Source organism: Erythrobacter sp. KY5 (assembly GCF_003264115.1).
GTDB lineage: Bacteria > Pseudomonadota > Alphaproteobacteria > Sphingomonadales > Sphingomonadaceae > Erythrobacter.
Genome location: NZ_CP021912.1, coordinates 3209881 through 3230920 on the forward strand (window position 1 = coordinate 3209881; position 21040 = coordinate 3230920).

At 62.5% G+C, this 21040-nt stretch carries 14 protein-coding genes and 2 tRNA genes; 4 read left to right on the plus strand and 12 right to left on the minus strand.

The genetic code is table 11. The features are described 5' to 3' along the window. Position 1 precedes the first annotated feature (1 nt). Entirely contained in the window at positions 2 to 1888 is a 1887-nt protein-coding gene (locus tag CD351_RS15165) for a cation:proton antiporter (RefSeq protein WP_111993411.1), read from the minus strand. A gap of 58 nt (positions 1889 to 1946) precedes the next feature. Continuing rightward, positions 1947 to 2810 (minus strand): LysR family transcriptional regulator, encoded by an 864-nt coding sequence (locus CD351_RS15170; RefSeq protein WP_111993412.1) that lies wholly within the window; start codon positions 2808 to 2810, stop codon positions 1947 to 1949. Between the two features lie 115 nt (positions 2811 to 2925). Between CD351_RS15170 and CD351_RS15175 the strand changes: the two genes are divergently transcribed. Next, positions 2926 to 4485: a proton-conducting transporter membrane subunit gene (locus CD351_RS15175; protein ID WP_111993413.1), complete on the plus strand. Its 1560-nt coding sequence runs from the start codon at positions 2926 to 2928 to the stop codon at positions 4483 to 4485. A gap of 42 nt (positions 4486 to 4527) precedes the next feature. Then, complete coding sequence (locus CD351_RS15180; protein ID WP_199797886.1) at positions 4528 to 6972, plus strand: YbcC family protein; 2445 nt, start codon at positions 4528 to 4530, stop codon at positions 6970 to 6972. On the opposite strand, the gene CD351_RS15185 is transcribed toward CD351_RS15180, so the two are convergent. Both CD351_RS15185 and CD351_RS15190 read right to left on the minus strand, forming a co-directional pair. Beyond that, positions 6969 to 7997: an adenosine deaminase gene (locus tag CD351_RS15185; protein ID WP_111993414.1), complete on the minus strand. Its 1029-nt coding sequence runs from the start codon at positions 7995 to 7997 to the stop codon at positions 6969 to 6971. The two genes, CD351_RS15180 and CD351_RS15185, sit on opposite strands and share 4 nt — an antisense overlap. Next, entirely contained in the window at positions 7997 to 8563 is a 567-nt protein-coding gene (locus CD351_RS15190) for a phosphoribosyltransferase (protein ID WP_111993415.1), read from the minus strand. Before CD351_RS15190 ends, CD351_RS15185 begins: the two co-directional genes overlap by 1 nt. Before the next feature lie 164 nt (positions 8564 to 8727). Between CD351_RS15190 and CD351_RS15195 the strand changes: the two genes are divergently transcribed. Next, positions 8728 to 10554, plus strand: coding sequence for a hypothetical protein (locus CD351_RS15195; RefSeq protein ID WP_111993416.1), 1827 nt, complete (start codon positions 8728 to 8730; stop codon positions 10552 to 10554). Between the two features lie 3 nt (positions 10555 to 10557). Here the strand turns inward: CD351_RS15195 and CD351_RS15200 are convergent, their stop codons facing one another. The 4 genes from CD351_RS15200 to CD351_RS15215 all read right to left on the minus strand — a co-directional run bounded on the left by CD351_RS15200 (position 10558) and on the right by CD351_RS15215 (position 17767). Next, entirely contained in the window at positions 10558 to 16023 is a 5466-nt protein-coding gene (locus CD351_RS15200) for an AAA domain-containing protein (protein ID WP_111993795.1), read from the minus strand. Continuing rightward, entirely contained in the window at positions 16020 to 17201 is a 1182-nt protein-coding gene (locus CD351_RS15205; RefSeq protein ID WP_111993417.1) for a M48 family metalloprotease, read from the minus strand. Before CD351_RS15205 ends, CD351_RS15200 begins: the two co-directional genes overlap by 4 nt. 395 nt (positions 17202 to 17596) lie before the next feature. Then, positions 17597 to 17672 (minus strand) — tRNA-Thr (locus CD351_RS15210). 21 nt (positions 17673 to 17693) lie between these two features. Next, positions 17694 to 17767 (minus strand) — tRNA-Cys (locus CD351_RS15215). Between the two features lie 153 nt (positions 17768 to 17920). Between CD351_RS15215 and CD351_RS15220 the strand changes: the two genes are divergently transcribed. Continuing rightward, complete coding sequence (locus CD351_RS15220; protein WP_111993418.1) at positions 17921 to 18700, plus strand: thioesterase family protein; 780 nt, start codon at positions 17921 to 17923, stop codon at positions 18698 to 18700. Between the two features lie 6 nt (positions 18701 to 18706). Here the strand turns inward: CD351_RS15220 and CD351_RS15225 are convergent, their stop codons facing one another. From CD351_RS15225 to CD351_RS15240, 4 genes are all read right to left on the minus strand, one after another. Continuing rightward, entirely contained in the window at positions 18707 to 19558 is an 852-nt protein-coding gene (locus CD351_RS15225; RefSeq protein ID WP_111993419.1) for a crotonase/enoyl-CoA hydratase family protein, read from the minus strand. Positions 19559 to 19650: 92 nt separating this feature from the next. Beyond that, on the minus strand, positions 19651 to 20040 hold the full coding sequence (locus CD351_RS15230) for a winged helix-turn-helix domain-containing protein (RefSeq protein WP_111993420.1): 390 nt from the start codon (positions 20038 to 20040) through the stop codon (positions 19651 to 19653). Beyond that, positions 20037 to 20459, minus strand: a complete 423-nt coding sequence (locus tag CD351_RS15235; protein ID WP_111993421.1) for a JAB domain-containing protein — start codon at positions 20457 to 20459, stop codon at positions 20037 to 20039. Before CD351_RS15235 ends, CD351_RS15230 begins: the two co-directional genes overlap by 4 nt. Then, a complete protein-coding gene (locus CD351_RS15240; RefSeq protein ID WP_111993422.1) occupies positions 20456 to 21028 on the minus strand; it encodes a hypothetical protein in 573 nt (190 codons plus the stop codon). The genes CD351_RS15235 and CD351_RS15240 overlap by 4 nt, the downstream gene beginning before the upstream one ends. Positions 21029 to 21040 lie beyond the last annotated feature (12 nt).

Here is a 21040-nt window from a genome sequence, read left to right on the forward strand (position 1 = left end):
CTCATTCTGCAGCTTCGTCCAGATCGTCGCGGCCTATGATTGCGTCCATCTGGTCGCGCAGCAGCGGGTCCCATTCGCTGCGCAGCTTCTTGACCAGAGCGATCATCTCGTCGTTCTCCCACGGGGGGACCTCTGCGTCCCAGACATTCGCCATCGGGACCATCATCTCGCGGTCCATGTCCTCGAATGCCTCGGTCAGCTTTTCCGCCTGTTCGCGCGTCAGCCCAAGCGCTTCGTAAGCCGAGCGGCCCATGCGCAGCGAGCTGTCATAGGTTTCGCGGATGATGTCGCGGCAGCCAAGCGACCAAAGCTCGAAAACGTGGTTGCGGTCATAAGCGCGCGCGATGATGTGGACGTGGGGATAGGCCTTGTGGACGTAGGAGACGAGGCGGTTGGTCGCCTCCTTGTCGTCGATTGCGACGACGAGCAGCTTGGCGCTTTCGATCCCGGCAGAGGCCAGCATATCGGGCCGTGTCGCATCGCCATAATAGACGCGCATGCCGAAGCGCCCGAGCCGTTCGATCTGGCTTGAGGAATAGTCGATCACGGTCGTGCGATAGCCGGCCGTCTCCAGCATCCGGTCGACGATCCCGCCCACGCGTCCGCGCCCTGCGACGATGATGTCGCGGTTCTCGTCGATGGCATCGAACTCGCGCTCGCGCTCCCGGTCGAAACGCGGCAGGATCGCCTTGTCGTAAAGGATGAAGAGCAGCGGCGTGATCAGCATCGACATCGCCACGACCAAGAGGAGCAGGTCTGCGGTGTCCTGCGGGATGACCGAATTGCCGACCGCAAAGCTCAAAAGGACGAAACCGAACTCCCCCGCCTGCGCAAGCGAGAGCGCAAACAGCCAGCGCGCCGTGCCGCTGATCTTGAAGATCCCGCCCAGCACCCACAGCACCGCCAGCTTGGTCACAACCAGCACCGCGGTCCACATCAGCACCTCGCCCCACTGGGTTGCGAGCAGGCTGAAGTTGATGCCAGCACCAACGGTGATGAAGAACAGGCCGAGCAGCAGCCCCTTGAACGGGTCGATATCGCTTTCAAGCTCGTGGCGGTATTCGCTGTTGGCCAGCACAACCCCGGCAAGGAATATTCCGAGTGCGGGCGAAAGGCCCACGACGGTCATCAACAGCGCAATGCCGGTCACGAAGAGCAGCGCGGTTGCGGTGAACAGCTCGCGCAATCCTGCTGACGCGATGAACCGGAAGACCGGGCGCGTCAGGTAGTTGCCGGCCAGCGCGACGAACGCGATGGCGGCGAGCGTGATCAGGCCCGACTGCCAGGCGGGCATGCCGTCCATGAAGCTGGCCACGCCGCTGCCATGATCGCCCGCTTCGCCCGCATGTTGAGCGACCTCGCCCGCCAATTCGGGCAGCGCGAGCAGCGGCAGGATCGCCAGCATCGGGATAACGGCGATGTCCTGAAACAGCAGGACCGAGAACGCCGATTGTCCGCCTTCGGACTTCATCAGGCCCTTTTCATCCAGCGTCTGCAGGATGATCGCGGTCGAGGACAGCGCGAGGATCATGCCGATGGCAAGCCCCGTCTGCCACGGATCGCCGACGATGAAGATTGCCGTTGCCGCAATCACCAGGGTGGTGACCAGCACCTGTCCCCCGCCAAGCCCGATCAGGCGGCTGCGCATCTCCCACAGCTTTCGCGGTTCAAGCTCAAGCCCGATCAGGAACAGCATCATCACGACGCCGAATTCGGCAAAATGCTGAAGCTGGATGACGTCCACCCCCAGCGCGCCAAGGACCGGGCTGATGGCCATGCCTGCGATCAGATAGCCGAGCACCGACCCCAGCCCCAGCCGCGTCGCAATGGGGACGGCGATCACACCGACGCCCAGCAGGATGGTGGCAAGAACGAGGAATTCGGTCATCGCTGCCAAGCGCTATGGCATGACAGGGCCCGGCTCAAGCGAATAGAAGGACGCGGGGCTAAAGAAGAACTTCGAGCAGCGGATTGGGAAAACGGCGCTCGACGGTCACTCCGTAGAAGCTCTCGACGAAGCCCGGCAGTTCCGCGCATTCAACGAGAAAGCCGTTTTCAAGCTCGTCGCTCACGACAATGGGCGGGATTACCGCAATCCCCGTCCCCTCTCGGGCGAGCAGGCGCATCATCGCCATATCGTCGACCTCGGCAGCAATCTGCGGACGGATACTGAGCCGGTCAGCGAGCGAATTGAACGCCATGCGGATCGCGGTGCCGGGTGTCGGCAGGATCAGCGGAGCGGTCGAAAGGCGCTCCTCGACCGACATGTCCTGCGAAACAAGTTCGGGCACAGCGATAAGGCCCACCGGCTGTTCGTCGATGCGGGTGACGACAAAGTGGCTGAGCGCGTCCGTATCGGGCGGCTGGTTGGTCAACACGATATCGAGCTGCAGGTCGGCGAGCGCGTTGAATAATTCACCCCCACTGCCCGAGCGCAAAATCACCTCGACATCGCTGCGGCCAAGGATCGGGCGAAGGAAGCCGAGCTGGAAGTTGCGCGACAGCGTGGCGAGCGATCCGACCCTGAGTGCGCGGCGCTGGCGACCGGCGGCCTGCAAGGTGGCGACCAGTTCGTCCCCGCTCGCAAAGATCGAATTGGCATAGTCGAGCGCGATGTGCCCGGCTTCGGTCAATTGCAGCGAGCGCCCGCGCCGTTCGAACAATTGCTGGCCCAGCCGTTCTTCGAGAAGCTTGATCTGCGTCGAGACCGCGCTTTGCGAGACATTGAGGCTCTGCGCGGCGCGCGTGAGGTTCCCCATGACGGCGACAGCCTGAAAGTATCGCAGGTGGTGGAAGTTGAAGTCGCTCATCTGTCGTTCTTTTAATCAGAACGTTCCGTAACAAACAATGTATTTTTCTTAAATCTAACCTCCCGCTAGTTCAGCGCAATTCCCGCTCGCCCCCTTCCCCCGGAGCTTACCTCGCATGATCCACACCTTCCTGCCATTGGCCGCGCCGCTTCTGTTTGCGATTGTCGCGCTCGTCGCATGGGCAAGCCCGCGCCGCCGTCCTAAGGCGCTTTTGCAGTTCGCAGAGATGGCCGCGCTTGGCACCATCGCGATTTCGCTTGCCTCGATCGTGCAGCTTGTCGTCGCAGGCCCCTCCACCTCGGCGCTGATCGGCGCGGGCGGGTTCGGCATTTCGGCGCGGCTCGACGCGGTGAGTGTCACGATGCTCGCCATGATCTGTTCGATTGGTTGGGTGCTGCTTCGTTATTCGGCGAATTATCTCGACGGGGAAGAACGGCAGGGCGTGTTCATCGGCTGGATGGCGGCGACGCTTTGCGCGGTGCTCCTATTCGTGCTGGCAGGCAATCTCGTCCAGCTGACCGTCGCCTTCATCGCGATCAGCCTCACGCTTCAGCGCCTGCTGCTGTTCTATCCCGACCGCATTCAGGCGGTCCGCGGCGCGCGCAAAAGGTTTATCGTCGCGCGCCTCGGCGATGCGGCGCTGATCGGGGCGGTTTTCGCGCTTTGGCAGGGTTACGCCACCACCGACATCGCCACCATCCTTGGCGAAGCGAGCATGGGCAGCGCGACCACGGCAACGCTCGTCGCGGCCAGCCTGCTGGCGCTCGCGGCGATCCTCAAGTCGGTGCAGTTTCCCACTCATGGCTGGCTGACCGAAGTGGTCGACACGCCCACCCCCGTCTCCGCGCTGCTACACGCGGGCGTCGTCAATGGTGGAGGCGTGCTGCTGATCCGCTTTGCCGATGTGATGCTGCTTGCGCCCAACGTGCTCGCAGTTCTGGTCCTTATTGGCGGGTTCAGCGCTCTGCTGGGTAGCCTTGCTATGCTCGGCCAGCCGGCGGTCAAGAACTCTCTCGCCTGGTCGACCATTGCGCAGATGGGCTTCATGATCATGCAGTGCGGCCTCGCGCTCTTCCCGCTCGCGCTGCTGCACATCGTGGCGCACTCCTATTACAAGGCGCACGCCTTCCTCTCATCGGGAAGCGCGGTCGAGAATGTCGCGGCGATCCGCAAGCCGGGGCCGATCGCGGTGCCGAGCATGCGCAACGTGATGACCGCCTTTGCGCTGGCGCTCGGCATCTATGCCGCCATCGGCGCGCTGTTCGGCATCAGCGACAAATCCCCGCAAGCCATCGCGCTGGGAGCGATCCTCGTCTTCGGCGTCGCCTATCTTTTCGCGCAGGGTCTTGCCGACAAGGCCCCGCGCGAGCTTACCCGCAAGACGGTGATCTACTCGCTCGCCGCGTCGCTGGGATACTTCACGCTGCAACGCGCATCGGAGTGGCTGACCGCTGGCACGCTCCCCGCAACGCCCGCCCCCGGCCCGCTTGAATGGGCGTTGATCGTGCTGGCGGTGGCAAGCTTTGGCGTCGTCGCCATCGCACAGGCGCTGTTCCCGCTCTGGGCGCTGCACCCGGCGGCATCGGGCCTTCGCGTCCACCTTTCCAACGGGCTTTATGCCAACGCCGTCTTTGACCGCCTCGTCGGCAACTGGTCGACCCGCAAGGCCCGCTGAGCCTCTTCGAGCGCCCCCATTTTCCGCCAAGGATACCCCGATATGAACACCCAGTTCCCCTCTACCCAGTTCGAAGTGACAGCCATCGCGGTCGCCATCGAGGGCGCGATTGATCACGCTATCCGCCAGATCCCGCCCGCATGGCCGCTGTCGGCAACGGTCGCGGTCAACCCGTTCCTTGGCCAGACGGACGAGACGCTCGCCGCCGCCGCTGCGCGCCTGCGCCGTGTGGGCGGGGTGCGGGTCACGATGCCGCGTTCGTGGTATCGCGAACGCATCGCGCAGGGCGAGATTGGAATGCAGGACCTTGCCGCCGCGCTCGCTGCATCGCCGCACGCATCGAAGCCCTCTTCGCTCGAAGCGCTGAAATTCGAAGTCCAGACCGAAGGCAACATTGCCCCCGCCCTGCCCACCATCGCCGACCTTGCCTCCGATGCGAGCGGCACGGACTGGGCGGGCGTGTGCGCCGATCGCACCGGATCGTGGTTGTCGAGCTATTTCGATGAAGGCCAGGCGCTATGGCCCGCCATTCCGGGCCGCTCGGCCTGGGCGGCATGGCGCACCTATGCGACCCACGATCTGACGCCGGAGATCATGGGATTGACCGGATTTGGCCGGATCGTTGCCGAAGCGCCGCAGAACCCCAAAGTGCTGATCGCGCGCGCGGTCGAGACATTGGGCCTCAGTGACGAGGAGATGGCGACCTATTTCCACCAGCTGCTGTTCTCGCTGGGCGGGTGGTCGCAATATGCGCGATACAAGCTGTGGCAGGCAGAACTTGCGGGCGAGACGGATGAAGTGATTTCTGACCTGCTCGCAATCCGTCTGCTTTGGGAAGAGACGCTCTACCTCCAATATGCCGACATGGTCGCCGACAAATGGCGCGAGACGCGCGATGTCCATGCCCGCGACACCCGCGCCGACCGCGCCGATATCGTCGATGAAATCCTGCAGGAAGCTGCCGAGCGAGCCGCGCAGCGCGGCCTTGGCGAAGTGCTTGCGATGGAAGGCAGCGCACCGATCACCGAACGCCCCGCCATGCAGGCCGCCTTCTGCATCGACGTGCGCTCCGAAGTGTTCCGCCGCGCGCTCGAAAGCGTGGATCCGGCCATCCAGACTTTGGGCTTTGCAGGCTTCTTCGGTCTGGCCGCCGAACACCGCAGCTTTGCTTCCGACGTGGCCGAGCGCCGTCTTCCGGTGCTCCTCAACCCGTCGGTCAGATCGGTGTCGGGGACCGAAGGCGACATGGGCCGCGACCGCTCCACCCGTTTCACCGCCCGCGCAAAACGCGCATGGGGCCGCTTCAAACTGGCGGCCGTCTCCTCCTTTGCCTTCGTCGAGGCGACAGGACCGCTCTATGCCGTAAAGCTGCTGCGCGACACGTTCGGGCTTCAGCCTTCGCGCAAGCCCAACGAACCGGCGCCGCGCCTCACCACGCGCATGGAATTGAGCGAACAGGTCGATGCAGCCGAGACGATCCTCAAGGCGATGTCGCTCACTGGCAATTTCGCTCCGCTGGTCCTGATCGCGGGACACGGCGCAAACGTCACCAACAACCCGCATGTAAGCGCGCTTCATTGCGGTGCGTGCGGGGGCTATTCGGGCGAGGTGAATGCGCGATTGCTGGCCGGTCTGCTGAACACCGGGGCCGTGCGCGACGGTCTTGCCCAGCGCGGGATCGAAGTGCCCGCCGATACGATCTTCGTTGCAGCTTTGCACGATACGACCAAGGACGAAGTCACGATATTTGACGGCGACCTTGGCGAAGCCGCGCCTGCCGATGGGGTCCGGCAGGCGCGCACCTGGCTTGCGATGGCGGGTGAGCTGACGCGCACTGAGAGAAGCCGCCGCCTTCCCGGCGCTGCCAGTCAGCGCGACATCGCCCGCCGCGCAAGCGACTGGTCCGAAGTTCGCCCCGAATGGGCGCTCGCCGGATGCAAGGCGTTCATCGCCGCCCCGCGCCGTCGCACCAGCGGCAAGGCGCTGGATGGCCGCGCTTTTCTGCACGATTACGATTGGCGGCACGACAAGGAAAACGGCTATTCGGTGCTCGAACTCATCATGACCGCGCCGGTCGTGGTCGCCAGCTGGATCAGCCTGCAATATTACGGCTCGACCGTCGCCCCGCAGGCTTTTGGCGCGGGCAACAAGCTGCTGCACAATGTCGTTGGCGGCATCGGCGTGTTCGAAGGCAATGGCGGCAATATGCGCGCCGGCCTTGCGTGGCAGTCGGTCCATGACGGTGAGAACCTCGTCCACGAACCGTTGCGCCTGTCGGTCTGTGTCGAAGCGCCGACCAGCGCGATGAACGACATCCTTGAGGCGCACCCGCAAGTGCGCGCGCTGTTCGACAATCGCTGGCTGCACCTCTTCGCCATCGACGAGGACGGCCATCTGGCCCAGCGCTATATCGGCGATCTCAAGTGGGAAAGGCAGAGCCCGGCCAAGTCGCAACCAAGCGACCAGCCGGAGCTCGCGGCGGCCTAGACGCTGCTGGCAACCCGGTGCACTTCCTCGACAAAGGCGGCCTTTTGCGCCTCGTCGAGGAAGGAGCCTTCGAACGAATTTGCTGCCAGCGTCGCGATATCCTCTATCGACAGGTCGAGCGCTTCTGCGACCGCGCGGTAATTGTCGTTGATGTAGCCGCCGAAATAGGACGGGTCGTCCGAGTTTACCGTCGCTTTCACCCGGCTTTCGAGCATGGTGCGAACCGGGCTCTTGGCGATGTGGTCGATTACGCAGAGCTTGAGGTTTGAGAGCGGGCAAACGGTCAGCGTGTGGCCTTCGCGCACGATCCTCTCGAGCAATGCCGTATCTTCCAGCGCGCGGTTGCCATGGTCGATCCGGTCGACTTCGAGCACGTCCAGTGCCTGCCAGACATATTCGGGCGGCCCTTCTTCGCCCGCATGCGCGACCAGTTTCAGCCCCAGCTCGCGGCACTTGGCAAAGACGCGTGCGAATTTCTCCGGCGGGTGTCCGACTTCGCTGGAATCGAGCCCTACGCCGTCGATCCGGTCGAGCCATGGCATCGCCTCTTCCAAAGTCGCAAACGCCTCTTCCTCCGACAAATGGCGCAGGAAGCACATGATGAGCTTGTAACTGATGCCAAGCCGCGCCTTCCCCTCGTCAAGCGCGCGCAGGATGCCGGTGATGACCGTCTCGAATGCGATGCCGCGCTCGGTATGGCCCTGCGGGTCGAAGAAAATCTCGACATGGCGCACATTGTCGCGATGGACACGCTCGAGATAGGCGATGGTGAGGTCGTAGAAATCCTGCTCCTCCACCAGCGCCTGCATGCCGAGGTAATAGAGGTCGAGAAACTCCTGAAGGTTCGAAAACTGATACGCCTCGCGCACTTCCTCGACGCTGGCATAAGGCAGATCGACGCCGTTGCGCTTCGCCAGTTCGAACATCATTTCCGGCTCAAGCGAGCCTTCGATATGCAGGTGCAGTTCGGCCTTGGGCACCGAGGCGATGAATGCCTCACGGGTCTCGTTTGCGGCCCGGTCCATCAGGCTTGTCCTTTCAGTTTGAGTATTTCATCCGCACACGGCTTGTGGCTGCGGATTTCCTCATCGGATAGGCCGTTCAGCTCATGCGGGAAAATCAGCCAGTCCTCGGTCTCGCGCATGTAGTAGTCGGGCGTCAGCGCGGTCTGGTTTTTCGATGGCTTGTAGAAAACGGTTGCCACCTTGATCGTCTCAGGCGTGTTGCGGCGGCAGCGTTTGCCCAGTTCATCTATGAATGCCTCGACCGAACGGCCCGTATCGAACACATCGTCGACGATCAGCAGCGCGTCTTGTGCATTGAGCGTATCGATCAGATAGCCGAGCGCGAAGACTTTCACGTGGCGCGATTGTTCGCCGATGCCAGTATAGGACGAGGTGCGGATCGCGATGTGGTCGCATTCGAACCCGCGCGCTTCTAGCAATTCCTGCACGGCAATCCCGATCGGCGCACCGCCGCGCCAGATGCCGACGATATGCGTTGGCACAAACCCCGAAGCGATGATCTGGTTGGCGAGCGCAAACGAAAGCTCAAGCAGTTCGTTTGCGTCCAGATACTGCTTTTGCTCCAAGATTACATCTCCGCACAGTTCGATTACGGCCCAAGAGCTAGCGATATTTCAAGTGCCGGTCCAATGCTGCGACCTTGCTGATGAAGTTGATGGTTTAGCGTTTGTAAACTCTGGCAAATTACAGCGAGGTTGGAACTGGAACGGATCGTTTGAAGGGGGTTGCAATGGGTTTCATGGGTTTTGGTCGCAAGACCTTCGGTCGCAAGGGGCTCGCCCCGCTTGAACCGGAAAAGCCCAAAACGGGCCGGATTTTCGGCAATCGCCCGTCGCGCGGCGGCGGTGGGGGCGGTGGTGGCTCGCCATTCGAGCGCTTCTTTGCCGACGCGCGCGACATGGTCAGCAATTCTTCTTATCCGGCATCGGGCTGCGGTAAGGCGCTGGACCTTCTAACTCCCGAAGAGCGCGGCGATCTGCTTGCCGACATCGTCATGGGCCAAGGCCATCACGGCAATTTCAAACATGACGCATCGGGCGCCGAACTGATCGCGCAGCACGGCCTTTCCACCATGTGGCAAAAGGAAATCGAGGTGCGAAAGGAGCATTTGCCCGCGCTTCTCACGCTCCTTATTCGCAACAAGGATTACCGGACCCGCTATTATTATTCGAGCCAGTTCGAAACGCTGCTCAAGCTCATTAACAGCGCGATCAAGCAAGGGGGGTATCTCTCTTCAGGCGATTGCGAGGACATCGCCGAAATGGCGAGCGAGATCAGGCAGGGTCGCTCGACCTATCGCAAGGCCGACACCAAGAAGATGATCTTGCGCGCCGAACGCCTCGAAAAGCTGGCCGGTGTCGAAGTGAGCGCGACCGAATTCCTGATGGAGCGCTGTGAGGGCGCGGAAAACGAATTTGCGATCCCCGATAAGGAACGCCCGAACGCGCAGTTCTGGGCCGACTTGCTGGCCGAGGTCGCGGCCAATCTGAACGACATTCGCCTTGCCACGAAAGGCTCGAAACGAGCCGCTTGGGCCAGCAGTGAAGCGGCCTTCAACGCCCAATGGCCTGCCTGCGGCGATGTGCGCCCGAGCTATGCCGACTGGAAGGCGTCCGGCCAGCCGGTCGCGGATCTCAAGGCCAATAACGGTCGGCGCAACGGATGGGCCGATACGGAAAGCTACCGCACCCTGCCCGGCACGATTGCGGGCGCGGTGGCGCATTCGCGCTATGACTGGAGCATGAGCCAGATCCCCGGCCTCGACGTGCTGGCCGACCTTGAGAACCCCGCCTGGACCGCTCTGGTCGAGCATCTCATCACCCAGCGGCGCGCGACCAAGGCGACGAAGACATGGCAGAAGGAAGCGATCGAACTGTGCAAGCCGCTCGGCATTGAGACGGTCGAGGCGAAACTGCACGAATGGCTGGCGTTGTTCCATTCGCCCGCGCTTGGCCGTGCGAACTACACCGCGGTCGTCAATGGCGACCGCTTCGCCTACACGATCGACCGGCTCGAAGAGGCCCATGGCGACTGGCCGCAGCGCCACGCTGACGAGGTCGAAGCGCTTGGCAAGGCGATCGCGATCTGCGCTGCGAGTGGCGGAAAACATGGCCTCGACTACTCGCTTGGCTGCAAGCTCGTGCTGACCGACGATCACAGCTACAAGAACAAGACCGCGACCACCGGCGTGCTCGACCTGCCCAAGCCAAGCTACAAGCACGCCGACGGCCGCACCGCGTACAAGTCGCTTTCCAGCTTCATGCGGCTGAGCGTCGAGAACGAGGAATTCGTGCGCGGTGCGCTGTGGCTGGTGGCGCTGATGCCAGACCGGGCGCGCGCGATCGAGGCGCTGGAGCTGACAGCGCTGAGCGCTGCGACCTATCTGTGGACCGGCGAGGACGCGATGCGTTCGAAGATCATCGCCAACGCCGCCATCGCAACGCTGATCGCGATGGGCGGCGACGATGTCGATGCGCCGGTGCTGCGTCTTTCGAAACTGGTCGAACACCGCACCATTCAGGCGCCGCTGCTCAAGCACCTCAATGCCGAGAGCTAGGCCTTAGCTGTATTCTTCGTAGCCCTTGCGGGTTTTTTCCAGCGTCAGCTTGTTCGCCTCGCGCCGCGCGCGGTCTTCGTCGGCAAAGGATTTGACCACACGCTGACCCTTGGTGTCGACGCGTCCGAACTCGACGATGAGGTCGGTGCCATCGACGCCCACGCGCCAGAATTTGTTCGAAGCGCCCGCAACGAGGCGGTATTCGGTCATGCCGGTTGCGCTTGTCTCAGCATTCTCCTGATCGCTGTCCCCTGCATCGGTAGCGGCTTCCGGCGCAGCGGGTTCGGGAGAGGCAATCGGGGTGATGGTGGTGCCCGCAATCGGATCGGGATCGGCCAGCTCCCAGCTTGACCGGGCAATCTCGCGCTCGATCCGTTCGACCACCGCTGCGCGATTGCGCAGCCAGCTGGTCACCGGCACATCGACCACCCGCCAGCCAAAGGCGCGCAGGATGCCGGAGCGAAAGACGAAGCGCTCCTCGATGGCTTCGGGCGACGTCGTCTCGCGGTCGAGCAACACGGCAAGCGCGTAGCCCCCGCCATCCGGATCGACGATCGCGAGGTCACAGCGGAAGCTTGCGCCGCCGACATGCTCGTGCACCTCATGCCCCTTCGCGCGGAGGGCTGCGGCAATCGCGCTTCGCACCGGATCGTTCGGCAATTCGGCATCGAAGGTGCGCGCCGCATCGGGGTTGAGCGTCGCCAGCACAGCCTGCGCGTTGTCATGCGCGCCGTCCGATTGCGCCTCGGCGAAGGCGAGGAAGCTGCGAAGCGCGCGCGCGCCGTCATTGTGGATGTTGGTGATCGCCTCGGGCGCGATGGTGGAGACGATTGCCATATGCCGTTTCGCGCGGCTGAAGATCACGTTGAGCCGCTTTTCCCCGCCGCGCTGGTTGATGGGCCCGAAATTCATCACCATCCGGCCATTGGGGCCCGGCGCGTAGCACACGCTCATCAGGATAATGTCGCGCTCATCGCCTTGCACATTTTCAAGGTTCTTGACGAAGAGGCCGGTATATTGCCCATCATCCTCGCGCTCTACCTCGCGCGTGAGCGCGGCGGCGAAAGGTTCGTCCTCTGCTGCCAGCTTCTCAAGCGCGTCCTCGATCTCAGATTGCTGCGCTTCGGAGAAGGCGACGATGCCAATGGTCTGCCCCGTCTCGCGCATCAAAAGCTCGCGCACGAGCCCTGCGATATAGCGCGCTTCGGGCAGGTTGGCGCGGCGGTCGTAAACGCCGTCCTCGATCCGGTGCGCGGTGATCGGCGCGGCCAGCAGACGGTCGACGCCGGTGCCCCACGCGCCCTCGTCCTCGGAATTGACCGGGCCGCCCGCAGCGTCACGCTTATGCAGTGAGCGGTCGGGAATGGTGACAAGCTCGCCCGCATAGAAGGCCGCGTTCGAAAAGCTGATAAGCGCTTCGAACCGGCTGCGATAATGCCATGCAAGCAAGGTCGCAGGCAGGTTGCGCGCAGCCTGGCTGAGCAAGCTGTCGGCATCGAGCACGATGGCGATCCGCTCCCCGTCTTCCTCGGCGAGGATCTCCATGTCCTCGTCATTTTGCGAGGTCGCAAAGAAGCTGGTCGGCGGCAGCTGCATTTCGTCGCCAACGATCACCACCTGACGCGAACGGCACAGCGCGGGCACGGCGTCCTCGGTCGGGACCTGGCTCGCCTCGTCGAAGATGACGACATCGAACAGGTCAGGTTCGAGCGGCAGCGTGTCGGACACCGAAAGCGGGCTCATCAGCCAGACGGGTTTCAAATCATTGACCACCCGGCCCGTATCGCCGCTCGCCATCTCGCGGATCGATTTATAACGCATGGTCTTGCCGAACTCATGCTCAAGCTCGCGCCGACCATTGGCGTAGACCTTCTTGAACGCGCGGCCATCATTGTCGAGCTGTGTGACCGAGGTTTCGGACAGCTTCACATTGTCGCGGAACTGTCGGTGAAGCGTCGCGCGGATCGCAGCCGAGTTCTGATCGCGCAACACCTCGCGCGCAGCCGCAGCACGGCGCGTCGTCGCGATGATGCGGTCGATATCGAAGCGGCGGATTTCCGGATTGCTGCGCTCTTTTTGCGCGATAGCCTCATCGACGATGAGCGCTTCAATCCCGCCCAGCGGCAGGGGCAAATGGGTGAGCGCGCGCGCAACCGGCTCGGGCGCGCTGTGCAGCTCGGTCAGGTGCGGCAGGCAATCGGGCAGATCGTCGAGATTCTCGCGCAGATCGCGCAGCAATTCGGCCAGCTCATCAAGAGTGATATCGCTCAATGCGCCGAACGTATTGGTGACCGTGTCGCTGAAAGATCGCATCGCAGCGCCAGCCTGCGCCATGCGGGCGAGCGCCTGCCCGCCATTGGGCGTGGAGGCTAGCGCGAGCAGCTTTTCCACGGCCTTTGACGGCGTGCCCTCAAGTATCGTGTTTCGAAATGCGAGCAATCCGGCAAGGTCATTGGTGCCAAGACGCTCTTCGATCATCTTGCGGGCGCCTGCCAGTTCATCGCGCGCGCCATGGAGCTGCGACAGCGTCTCAAGCACGGCGGTAATCTTCGGCTTCACGGCATGCGAGGCAAAGTCATAACGCGACGCGACAGTCGCCTTGAGCGAGCGCCACTCGCCGCTGAAAAAGGCGAAGAGCGATCCTTCCTTCGAGCGAGCCAGATCCAGCGCGGCGGCGGTATCGGCGGGGTCCAGCGGGTCGCTCCACCCGCTTGCATTCTTTGCGGCTTCGGCTTGCGCTGCTTCGAGCGAGGCAATGCGGGCGACATCGGCCTTGAGCGCCTTGGTATCTTCCGAAAGCGGGTCAAGAAGGCGCGGAGAATTGGCGAGCCCGGTCGCAGCCAGTTTCTCGGCCAGCGCGGCGATCTCTCCTGCTTCGGCAAACATCGTGCCCCCCGACAGCGGAATGTCGGCATCCTCGAACAGGGGATCGAGCCGCTCAAGCTGGGCTTCGGCGGTATCGATAGCCGCCTCTATCGCGGCATAGGGCCGATCCTGCCGCAGGATGTCTGCGCGCAACCGGGCGAAGGGGTGGGTCGCGATTTGCGAGACGCCAACCAGTTCGTGCATGGCGCGTGTTACGCGCTCGATCATGGTGCGGTTGGCGTCCCATTGCGCCAGACCGGGCAGGCTTTCACGCGTTGCAGCCCCGATCGACGCATCAGGCCCCGGCAACCCCGCCGCGCGGCGCACGAGGTCGCGCAAGGATGCGCCGTTGCCGTCATCGGCAGCGCCCACCACCGCTTCGAACGAGGCAATCTGCTGCAAATGTTCGTTCAGTGCCGCGACCGTCTGGGCACGCGCAGCGCGAGCATCTTCGAGCTGGTCCGAGGTCCGCCCCCAGCGCTCATAGTGATCGCGAAGGTCGGCGATGAAGTCCTTCTTGTCGTCCTGCGCATCGTGAATGATCGTCGCCAGCCCATCGAGCCCCGCCTGACCCAGACGGTGATACACCACGTCGAGCGCGGCGCGCTTTTCGCATACGAACAGCACGCGTTTTCCCCGACCCGCATAGTCGGCGATCAGGTTGGTAATGGTCTGCGACTTGCCGGTGCCTGGCGGTCCTTGAATGATGTAGCTGCGCCCGGTGCGGGCAAAGGCGACCGCCTGTTCCTGCGTCGCATCGCTCGGCACGACGCTCCACTGTTGCTCAGGCGGGATCGGCGGCGGCGCATCCTCGACGAAAGGGCGCGGTTCGATGGAGAAAACCTGATCGAAACCCGGCTGCGTTCCGGGGTCATCGATGAGCGCGTTGTAATCGCGCACCAGCGACATCTTCTTGTAATTGAAGTTCGCCAGTGTCACTCCGGTTAAGTCTATCGACCACGAGAATTTGTGCCCCTCGCCGTTTGCCTTGCCGTAGGACAGCGCCTCGGTTTCGGCGACCATCAACTCGCGCTTGGCCTGATAGCCGCCGCCGGCCGCCATGCGTTGCGGGAGAGCATCGGGCTTCACGAACTTCTCGAACAGGGCAAGGCCAAGCGGGCGATAATCGTCGCGCGAATAGTTGAAGTCGGCCTTTGCGCTAATCGTTTCCTTGCGGCCCGAGCGGCGACGGTTGAACTTGTTCACCCGAGCGACCGCGCGCTGCATGATCAGGCGGATTTCGGGCCGTTCCTGCAATTCCAGACGCACGCCCGGCTCGCTTTCGTGGATCTGCGTGCGGATCGCCTCGTGCACTGCCTCAATAGGCGTTTCGGCAAGGTCGACGCTTTCAGGCAGGTCGATATCGTAAAGTTGGCGGAGCATGTGGCGCAGCGCGGGGTTGAATTCGGCCACGCTGTCCTGGCAGGTCATGACATATTGATCGCGCACACCCTTGCGTTTCTTCACCTCTACGGGAAGCCACAGCAGCGGCGAGCTGATCCGATCCTCCGGCGCTTCCTTGAGGTTGTGCCAGTGCAGGAAAGCGACCGTCAGGCGCAGGCTGGAAAATCCGTATTCGTTCCGGTTGCGGCGGTTTTCCTGAATGATGCGGTCAAGCTGCGAGGGGATTTGCGGCTGATCTTCGAACCGCAGCCAGCGATTGAGCGGTACGGATTTCCCGCCCAGCACGTCCTGCGTGAACTTGCCCTTCCACGTGCACAGCGAGTCCGCCCGCACGCTCTCGATCCGCATCACCATCGGCATGCTCGCCTCGGTCAGGTTGATCGAGCTTTGCGTGGCGCGAAAGTGGATCAGCCGGTTGCGGCGCGAGAGGTCGAACAACCGGTCGCGCAGGTGCGAGAGCACCGCCGCGCGGCGTCCGGGCACGCCTTGCGCCTCTGCCATGACGCGCTCGACCTCGATGCCGGTGGGCTGGTCGCGCCACGTGTCGAGCCGTCGTGCAAGCTCGGCGACATCGGTTGCGCGTGAATGGCGGTTGAGCTCGGTCGCCTCGAGAATGAGCGAGGCGATGACCGGGTGAAGGCGCGGCGCGATGGCGAACAGGTTGTCGCGGTTCATTGAGAACCTCTTCAGGTCCTCGAACTCGCGCGGGTCGATCCCGCAGGCAAGCGAGGCCATGACCATGCCCAGCTGAAAGACGTCGGTGATCTCGTCATGGTGGCCAAGCTCGATTTCCCAGCTGCGAAGCCCTGTGATGTAAGACGGCGCCTTGAGCTCGATCTCTTCCCCGTCGAGCACCGAGAGATCGTCGATCTTCGTCCCGCGCTCCTCGTCCTGTGTGACGCGGTAATTGCCCACCAGCTTGAGCGCGCTGGAAACCTGCGGCTGAATATCGTGAATCGCCTTGAGATTGCTGCTCGGCGCTTCGCCCGCCGTATCGGCAAGCGCCAGCTGGCCGTCCTCAAGCTCAATCACGCTGTCGAGCGCAATCCGCGCGACCAGCCCCTGTTCGTGAAGCTGTGCGATCTGTCGCATCAGGCCGAGCATCGCGTGAACGATATCGTCCTGCGACAGCACGCGCGCATCTTCGAGGACTGCGCCCAGCAGCCGCGTCGGCGCTGCCTGTTCCAAAGTCTCGCTCATGCTGCCCTCGCCGCCTGCGCGACCAGCTTGTCGCTGCGCGTCTTGGTCCATTTGAGATCGCGCCGCAGCGCTCCGGTCAGTCGTTCGGTTGCGCCGATCTCGGCGGCGATCTTCGCTCCTGCCAGCATCACCGTGTCGGTGGCGTCAGGATCGGCCATTGCAATGTCGAAGGTGAGCGCAACGAAATAGTCCCGCGTCGCATCGTCGATCCGCTCGACACCGATCTCCGTAAGATCGAGCGGGTCTTCCTCTACCTTGCCGAAATCGGGGAAATAGGCGCGCAGCTGGGTGGTGATTTCCTCTCCCGCATCTTCGATATCGACCATCAGCCGAACGAGAAAGGCGCGGGTCATCCGGGTCAGCTTGCTCTGCCCCAGCAGGTCAAGCGCCTCGATGGAAAGAGGCCCGTGCAGCTGCCGTTCCAGCCACGGCTCCATCTCGGGATCGCCTGTCCACCAAAGCTGGAGCGCGCGCGCCCTGACATAGGCTTCGGGATGAGAGAGCCCCTGCGACTTTCTGCCGCGCGTTTCGACCTCCTGCGCCTGTCGCAGATAGGCTTCGGGATCGACATTGGTGAGGCCGGTCATCACCTTGACCAACACCGCCACCGAAGGCTCGAACGCGCCCGCCGCAATCGCAGCGCCGCGATCGGCGAACAGTTCGGTATGAAGGCTCAGCAGCCGCGCCGTCTCGCGATGAGAGGGCTTGGCGTCGGGATATGCCAAAGCGTGATCGAACACGCGGTTTGCGCGGTAATGCTCCCCCTCGCCAATCGACCAGAGCAGGTAATGCGACAATTCGTGGCCCAGCAGCGCAAGCAGTTCCGCCTCGTTCAGCTTTTCCAGAATTGGGCCAAAGAAGATCATATGGATCTCGCCCGGCGTATAGACGAGGCTGGCATTCATCGTGCCATCGTTCGCCTGATAGAGCGTCACGGGCGCATCGATCCCGAGCCGCTCCATCGCGGTATGGCACGCCTTGAACACTGCGGGATGGCCGGCAGGTTCCAGCCGGTACGTATCGCGCAGCATCGCGTCTCGCGTCTCGTCAAATTCCCTGGTCTGAGCCTCGGACGAGGACCATTCCCACGCGTGAGGTTCTTCGCGCTTCAGATGCGCGATCACATCGTCATGATATCGAAAAGGCGCGAGCGAACGCTCTTTCGCAGACACTTCCATTCCCCGACCCCAAGGTAACCGTCTCAAACAGCTAGCTTATAAATTGAAGAGCTTAAAGTCAGGTATGCGCCCTGCACGATTAGGACTCTGCAAAGTCAGCGTTGCACGGCGTGGCGATCTGGAGCGGCGCTACGAAAAATGCCCCCGCAATCACGAGGACAGCGGGGGCTCAGTTCGGGGGGGCATCGCGGGTCATTGAACGATGCAATCACTAATATGCGCCGAACGCCAAAAGGTTGCATTGGAACGAAAATTTTCTGAAATCGCGGCTGCGATGGCCTTTCTGAAGGGCTCAACCGGCGCGAACAGAGGGAGAGCAGTCACACGCTTTCGACGCTGAAGCCGAGCGCGCAGCTTTCGGGTCTCGGGATCGGAAAGTCATATGCTGAAAGACGTGGTGCCGCTTACGTGACTCGAACACGTGACCCCATCATTACGAATGATGTGCTCTACCAACTGAGCTAAAGCGGCACATTCTCATTGCTGAGAAGGTGGAGGCCCGAGCCGGAATCGAACCGGCGTGCAAGGATTTGCAGTCCTCTGCGTAACCACTCCGCCATCGGGCCGAGCCGCCTCTTTCAAGGCGGAAGCGGCGCACTAACGATTCGGCGCGCGAAAGGCAATGCACTCATTCGCTTCAGGCGCGCAATTCTGCATCTGATGGAGATGACGCAACGTCAGTCTGGACCCGCGCGTTCGCTTTGGGCACATGGGCGCACATGACCATTGCCAGCCTTCTTGAACCCATCACCGGCAAGCCCGGCCCCGCCCGGCTCGAACATGCCGGCGACTGGATGCAGGGGCGCACGCTGTATGGCGGCGCGTCCGCTCTGGTCGCCTATACGGCTGCCATTCGCGCTTTTCCCGATCTGCCTCCCCTACGCGGGGCGCAGGTTGCCTTTGTGGCTCCGGTCGGCGAGGAGATCGAGCTTTCTGCCGAAATCGTTCGCCAGGGGCGCAATGTCACTCAGGTGCGAAGCGAGATCCGCAATGACAAAGGCGTCGCTCTCACGGCGTTCTGGCTGTTTGCTGAGGGCCGCGATGCCAACGCGCAGCGTCCGGCTGATGCGCCGGAGAACTGGCCCGGCCCGCCCGAGGAGGCAGCGCAGGCGATGAAGGGTCAGGGCCCCTCATTCATCCAGAACAATTTCGAAATTCGTTTTGGACAGGCCAAGGGCGAGGATCATGGGGCGACTGTCCGGCGCTGGGCGCGGCTGACCGAAGATCACGATCTCGATCCGGTGAGCAAGCTGGTTTTGATGGGCGATGTCATGCCACCTGGCGCGATGCGGATTATGCAGCGCATGGGACCGATCAGCTCGATCAACTGGTCATTCAATGTCCTCGACCCGGAAACGCGCTCGAAAGACGGATGGTATCTCGCCGAGAATGCGAGCCAGCACGCCGATAGCGGCTATTCCTCGGAACGCTTGAGGATGTGGGACGCCGAGGGCAGCCAGGTGCTTGACGGCCTTCAATGCGTAGCGGTGTTCGGGTAAGCGCGCTTACTCCACGTCGCTGAAATCGGGCTTGCGCTTTTGCAGCGCGGCCATGACCGCTTCGATCTGGTTTGGACCGCGCATGATCGCGTGCTGCTCGACACTTTCTTCCATCAGGATTTCGTCGGTGTCCGCTTCCTGCATTACAGCGTGAAGCCGCTTGGCTGCGCGGATCGCGTGCGGGTTGCGATTGGCGATTTCAGTCGCGATCTCGGTCGCGCGGCGGTGCGGATCGTTTTCGACAAAGGTCGCAAGGCCCAGCGTGTGCGCCTCTGCGCCGTTGAATTCACGATTGGTATAGACCAGCTCGCGCAGCACATCATCGCGCACAAGGCCGCGCCACAGGGTATAGCCGCCCATGTCGGGCACAAGGCCCCATTTCAGTTCCATGATCGCCATGCGCGTATCTGGGTGAGCGACGCGGATATCAGCGCCGCTTGCGATCTGCAGCCCGCCTCCAAAGCACACGCCATGAAGCGCGGCGATGACCGGAACGGGCACCTTGCGCCAGACCATCGCGGCATATTGCGGACGGTTGGAGTTGCCGTTCGTCCGCTCGAGAAGCGTGGGCTCGTTCTCATCGGGAGCCTGCGAAAAACGTGACGTATCAAGGCCTGCGCAAAAGGCGCGCCCCTCGCCGGAAAGGACGACCGCGCGAACGCCCTTGGCCTTGGTAAGATATTCGCCTGCCTCGATGATTGCGGCGAACATTTTAGGGTCGAGCGCATTCATCTTGTCGGGGCGGGTCAAGCGGACCTGAGCCACGCCATCCGAGCTGATTTCGATCGACACGCGATCGTTCTCCGGCTTGGTCGGCGCGTTGGTCTGGACTTGGTTATCGGCCTCGATTTGCGACATCGTGATCCCTTACATCTGTCTTGATAAGTGTCGGCTGAAGGTGGAGCAACGCACGCGCGCTGTCCACCCGAAACGGGATGAGCCGCCTCGCTTCAGGCGTGGTTTTCGCGCCTGAAGGTTTCCGGTGTCGCAGGGCAATCGAGGTAGTAGCCACCCTCTGGATGGGTCGCGAGAAGTCCGCCCAGTTCGACAGCGAGGAGCTTGCCCCTCACCCGCGCAACATGGACTGCTACGCTGTTGGTGGAGGGCTCGAAATTGAGCCGCCACACCTCGGCGAGCAACTGGCGCTTTGTCACGGGTTCGCCCGGCGTATCAGCCAGTCGCCACACCAGCTCGAACTCGCGGGGGTGAAAGCCGAGCCAGCGATCATCAACCCGCCCGTCGCGATGAATCAGGTCAAGTGTGAGGTCGCCCACCTCGCGAAATCGCGGGATGAGCAGGTCGCTGTCCGGAAACCGGCGCCTTGCGGCGGAATTCTTCATAATTGTCCCCCTGCGCGCATCGAATAGACCGCGCCTGTCGTAAAAATAAGGTGATCGAGCAGCTCGATATCGAGCATTTGTGCGATGGCTTTGAGCTTCCGGGTCGCCTCGATATCATAAGCGCTGGGTCTACAGAGCCCTGACGGATGGTTGTGAGCGAGGATGATCCCGTGCGCATCGACACTCAAAGCGGCCTGAAAAAGCTCGCGAATGCGCATCGAAAGGCTTCCCGCTGCGCCGTTGCCGATCGGCGTATCTCCGAGATAGGAGCGTGCATTGTCGACGAACAGGGCGTGCATCCGCTCGCATGATCCCGACGGACCCACGACCATGGCCCGCAGCAATTCGACAAGCTCGCGCTGCTGCCTGGCAAACGTTGCCCGTCGCTGTTCGGGCAGTTTGAACACCTGCTGGATCATTTAAGCTCATCCCGCCAGGATGCATTACCGGAAAACAGCTGTTGCCGAGCCGCGCCGGGACCGGCGACGCTTATGTTCGAGGGGGCCTGACCGCGCCAAAGCCGCCAGGAACGATAATCGCCATAAATGCGCGTGCGGCGGATATGCCGTCCCACACCTATCGCGAGGAACAGAAGCTGGAACCAGCCGGGAACCAGCACCATCGTTGCATAAGCGATCGGGGCGATGATCTCGCTCATCCCCCTTGCAAGATGAGCGGTCATGGCAAGAACCTGCATCCCTGCGATGAACAAAGGGTAGTTTCGATTGGCGTAGAGCGCCACGACAACCAAAACTATACCCGCAACCACATCGGTTGCCGCAGCGAATGTATCTACGCCGAGCAGCTGGACTCCACTCCCCGTGGCCCTCTCGTACAACCAGCCGGCAGCTTCGAAAAACACAAGCCACGTTACGGCCACGATGCGTTCCGGCGCGGCACCCCAGATGAGCGCCGCGCCGCAAACGAAGAATGCCAGTACGTTCTGGATCAGGCCGCGGCTGTCACCATCAAGTACGAGTTCGAGCATTGCGGCGTTCCA

Excerpts from the sequence above, each read along its gene's own strand:
- CD351_RS15205 (WP_111993417.1), bottom strand. The coding sequence starts at position 17,201 with ATGGAAGTGTCTGCGAAAGAGCGTTCGCTCGCGCCTTTTCGATATCAT.
- CD351_RS15220 (WP_111993418.1), top strand. The coding sequence starts at position 17,921 with ATGACCATTGCCAGCCTTCTTGAACCCATCACCGGCAAGCCCGGCCCC.
- CD351_RS15180 (WP_199797886.1), top strand. The coding sequence starts at position 4,528 with ATGAACACCCAGTTCCCCTCTACCCAGTTCGAAGTGACAGCCATCGCG.
- CD351_RS15195 (WP_111993416.1), top strand. The coding sequence starts at position 8,728 with ATGGGTTTCATGGGTTTTGGTCGCAAGACCTTCGGTCGCAAGGGGCTC.
- CD351_RS15200 (WP_111993795.1), bottom strand. The coding sequence starts at position 16,023 with ATGAGCGAGACTTTGGAACAGGCAGCGCCGACGCGGCTGCTGGGCGCA.
- CD351_RS15185 (WP_111993414.1), bottom strand. The coding sequence starts at position 7,997 with ATGGACCGGGCCGCAAACGAGACCCGTGAGGCATTCATCGCCTCGGTG.
- CD351_RS15230 (WP_111993420.1), bottom strand. The coding sequence starts at position 20,040 with ATGAAGAATTCCGCCGCAAGGCGCCGGTTTCCGGACAGCGACCTGCTC.
- CD351_RS15225 (WP_111993419.1), bottom strand. The coding sequence starts at position 19,558 with ATGTCGCAAATCGAGGCCGATAACCAAGTCCAGACCAACGCGCCGACC.
- CD351_RS15175 (WP_111993413.1), top strand. The coding sequence starts at position 2,926 with ATGATCCACACCTTCCTGCCATTGGCCGCGCCGCTTCTGTTTGCGATT.
- CD351_RS15235 (WP_111993421.1), bottom strand. The coding sequence starts at position 20,459 with ATGATCCAGCAGGTGTTCAAACTGCCCGAACAGCGACGGGCAACGTTT.
- CD351_RS15165 (WP_111993411.1), bottom strand. The coding sequence starts at position 1,888 with ATGACCGAATTCCTCGTTCTTGCCACCATCCTGCTGGGCGTCGGTGTG.
- CD351_RS15240 (WP_111993422.1), bottom strand. The coding sequence starts at position 21,028 with ATGCTCGAACTCGTACTTGATGGTGACAGCCGCGGCCTGATCCAGAAC.
- CD351_RS15170 (WP_111993412.1), bottom strand. The coding sequence starts at position 2,810 with ATGAGCGACTTCAACTTCCACCACCTGCGATACTTTCAGGCTGTCGCC.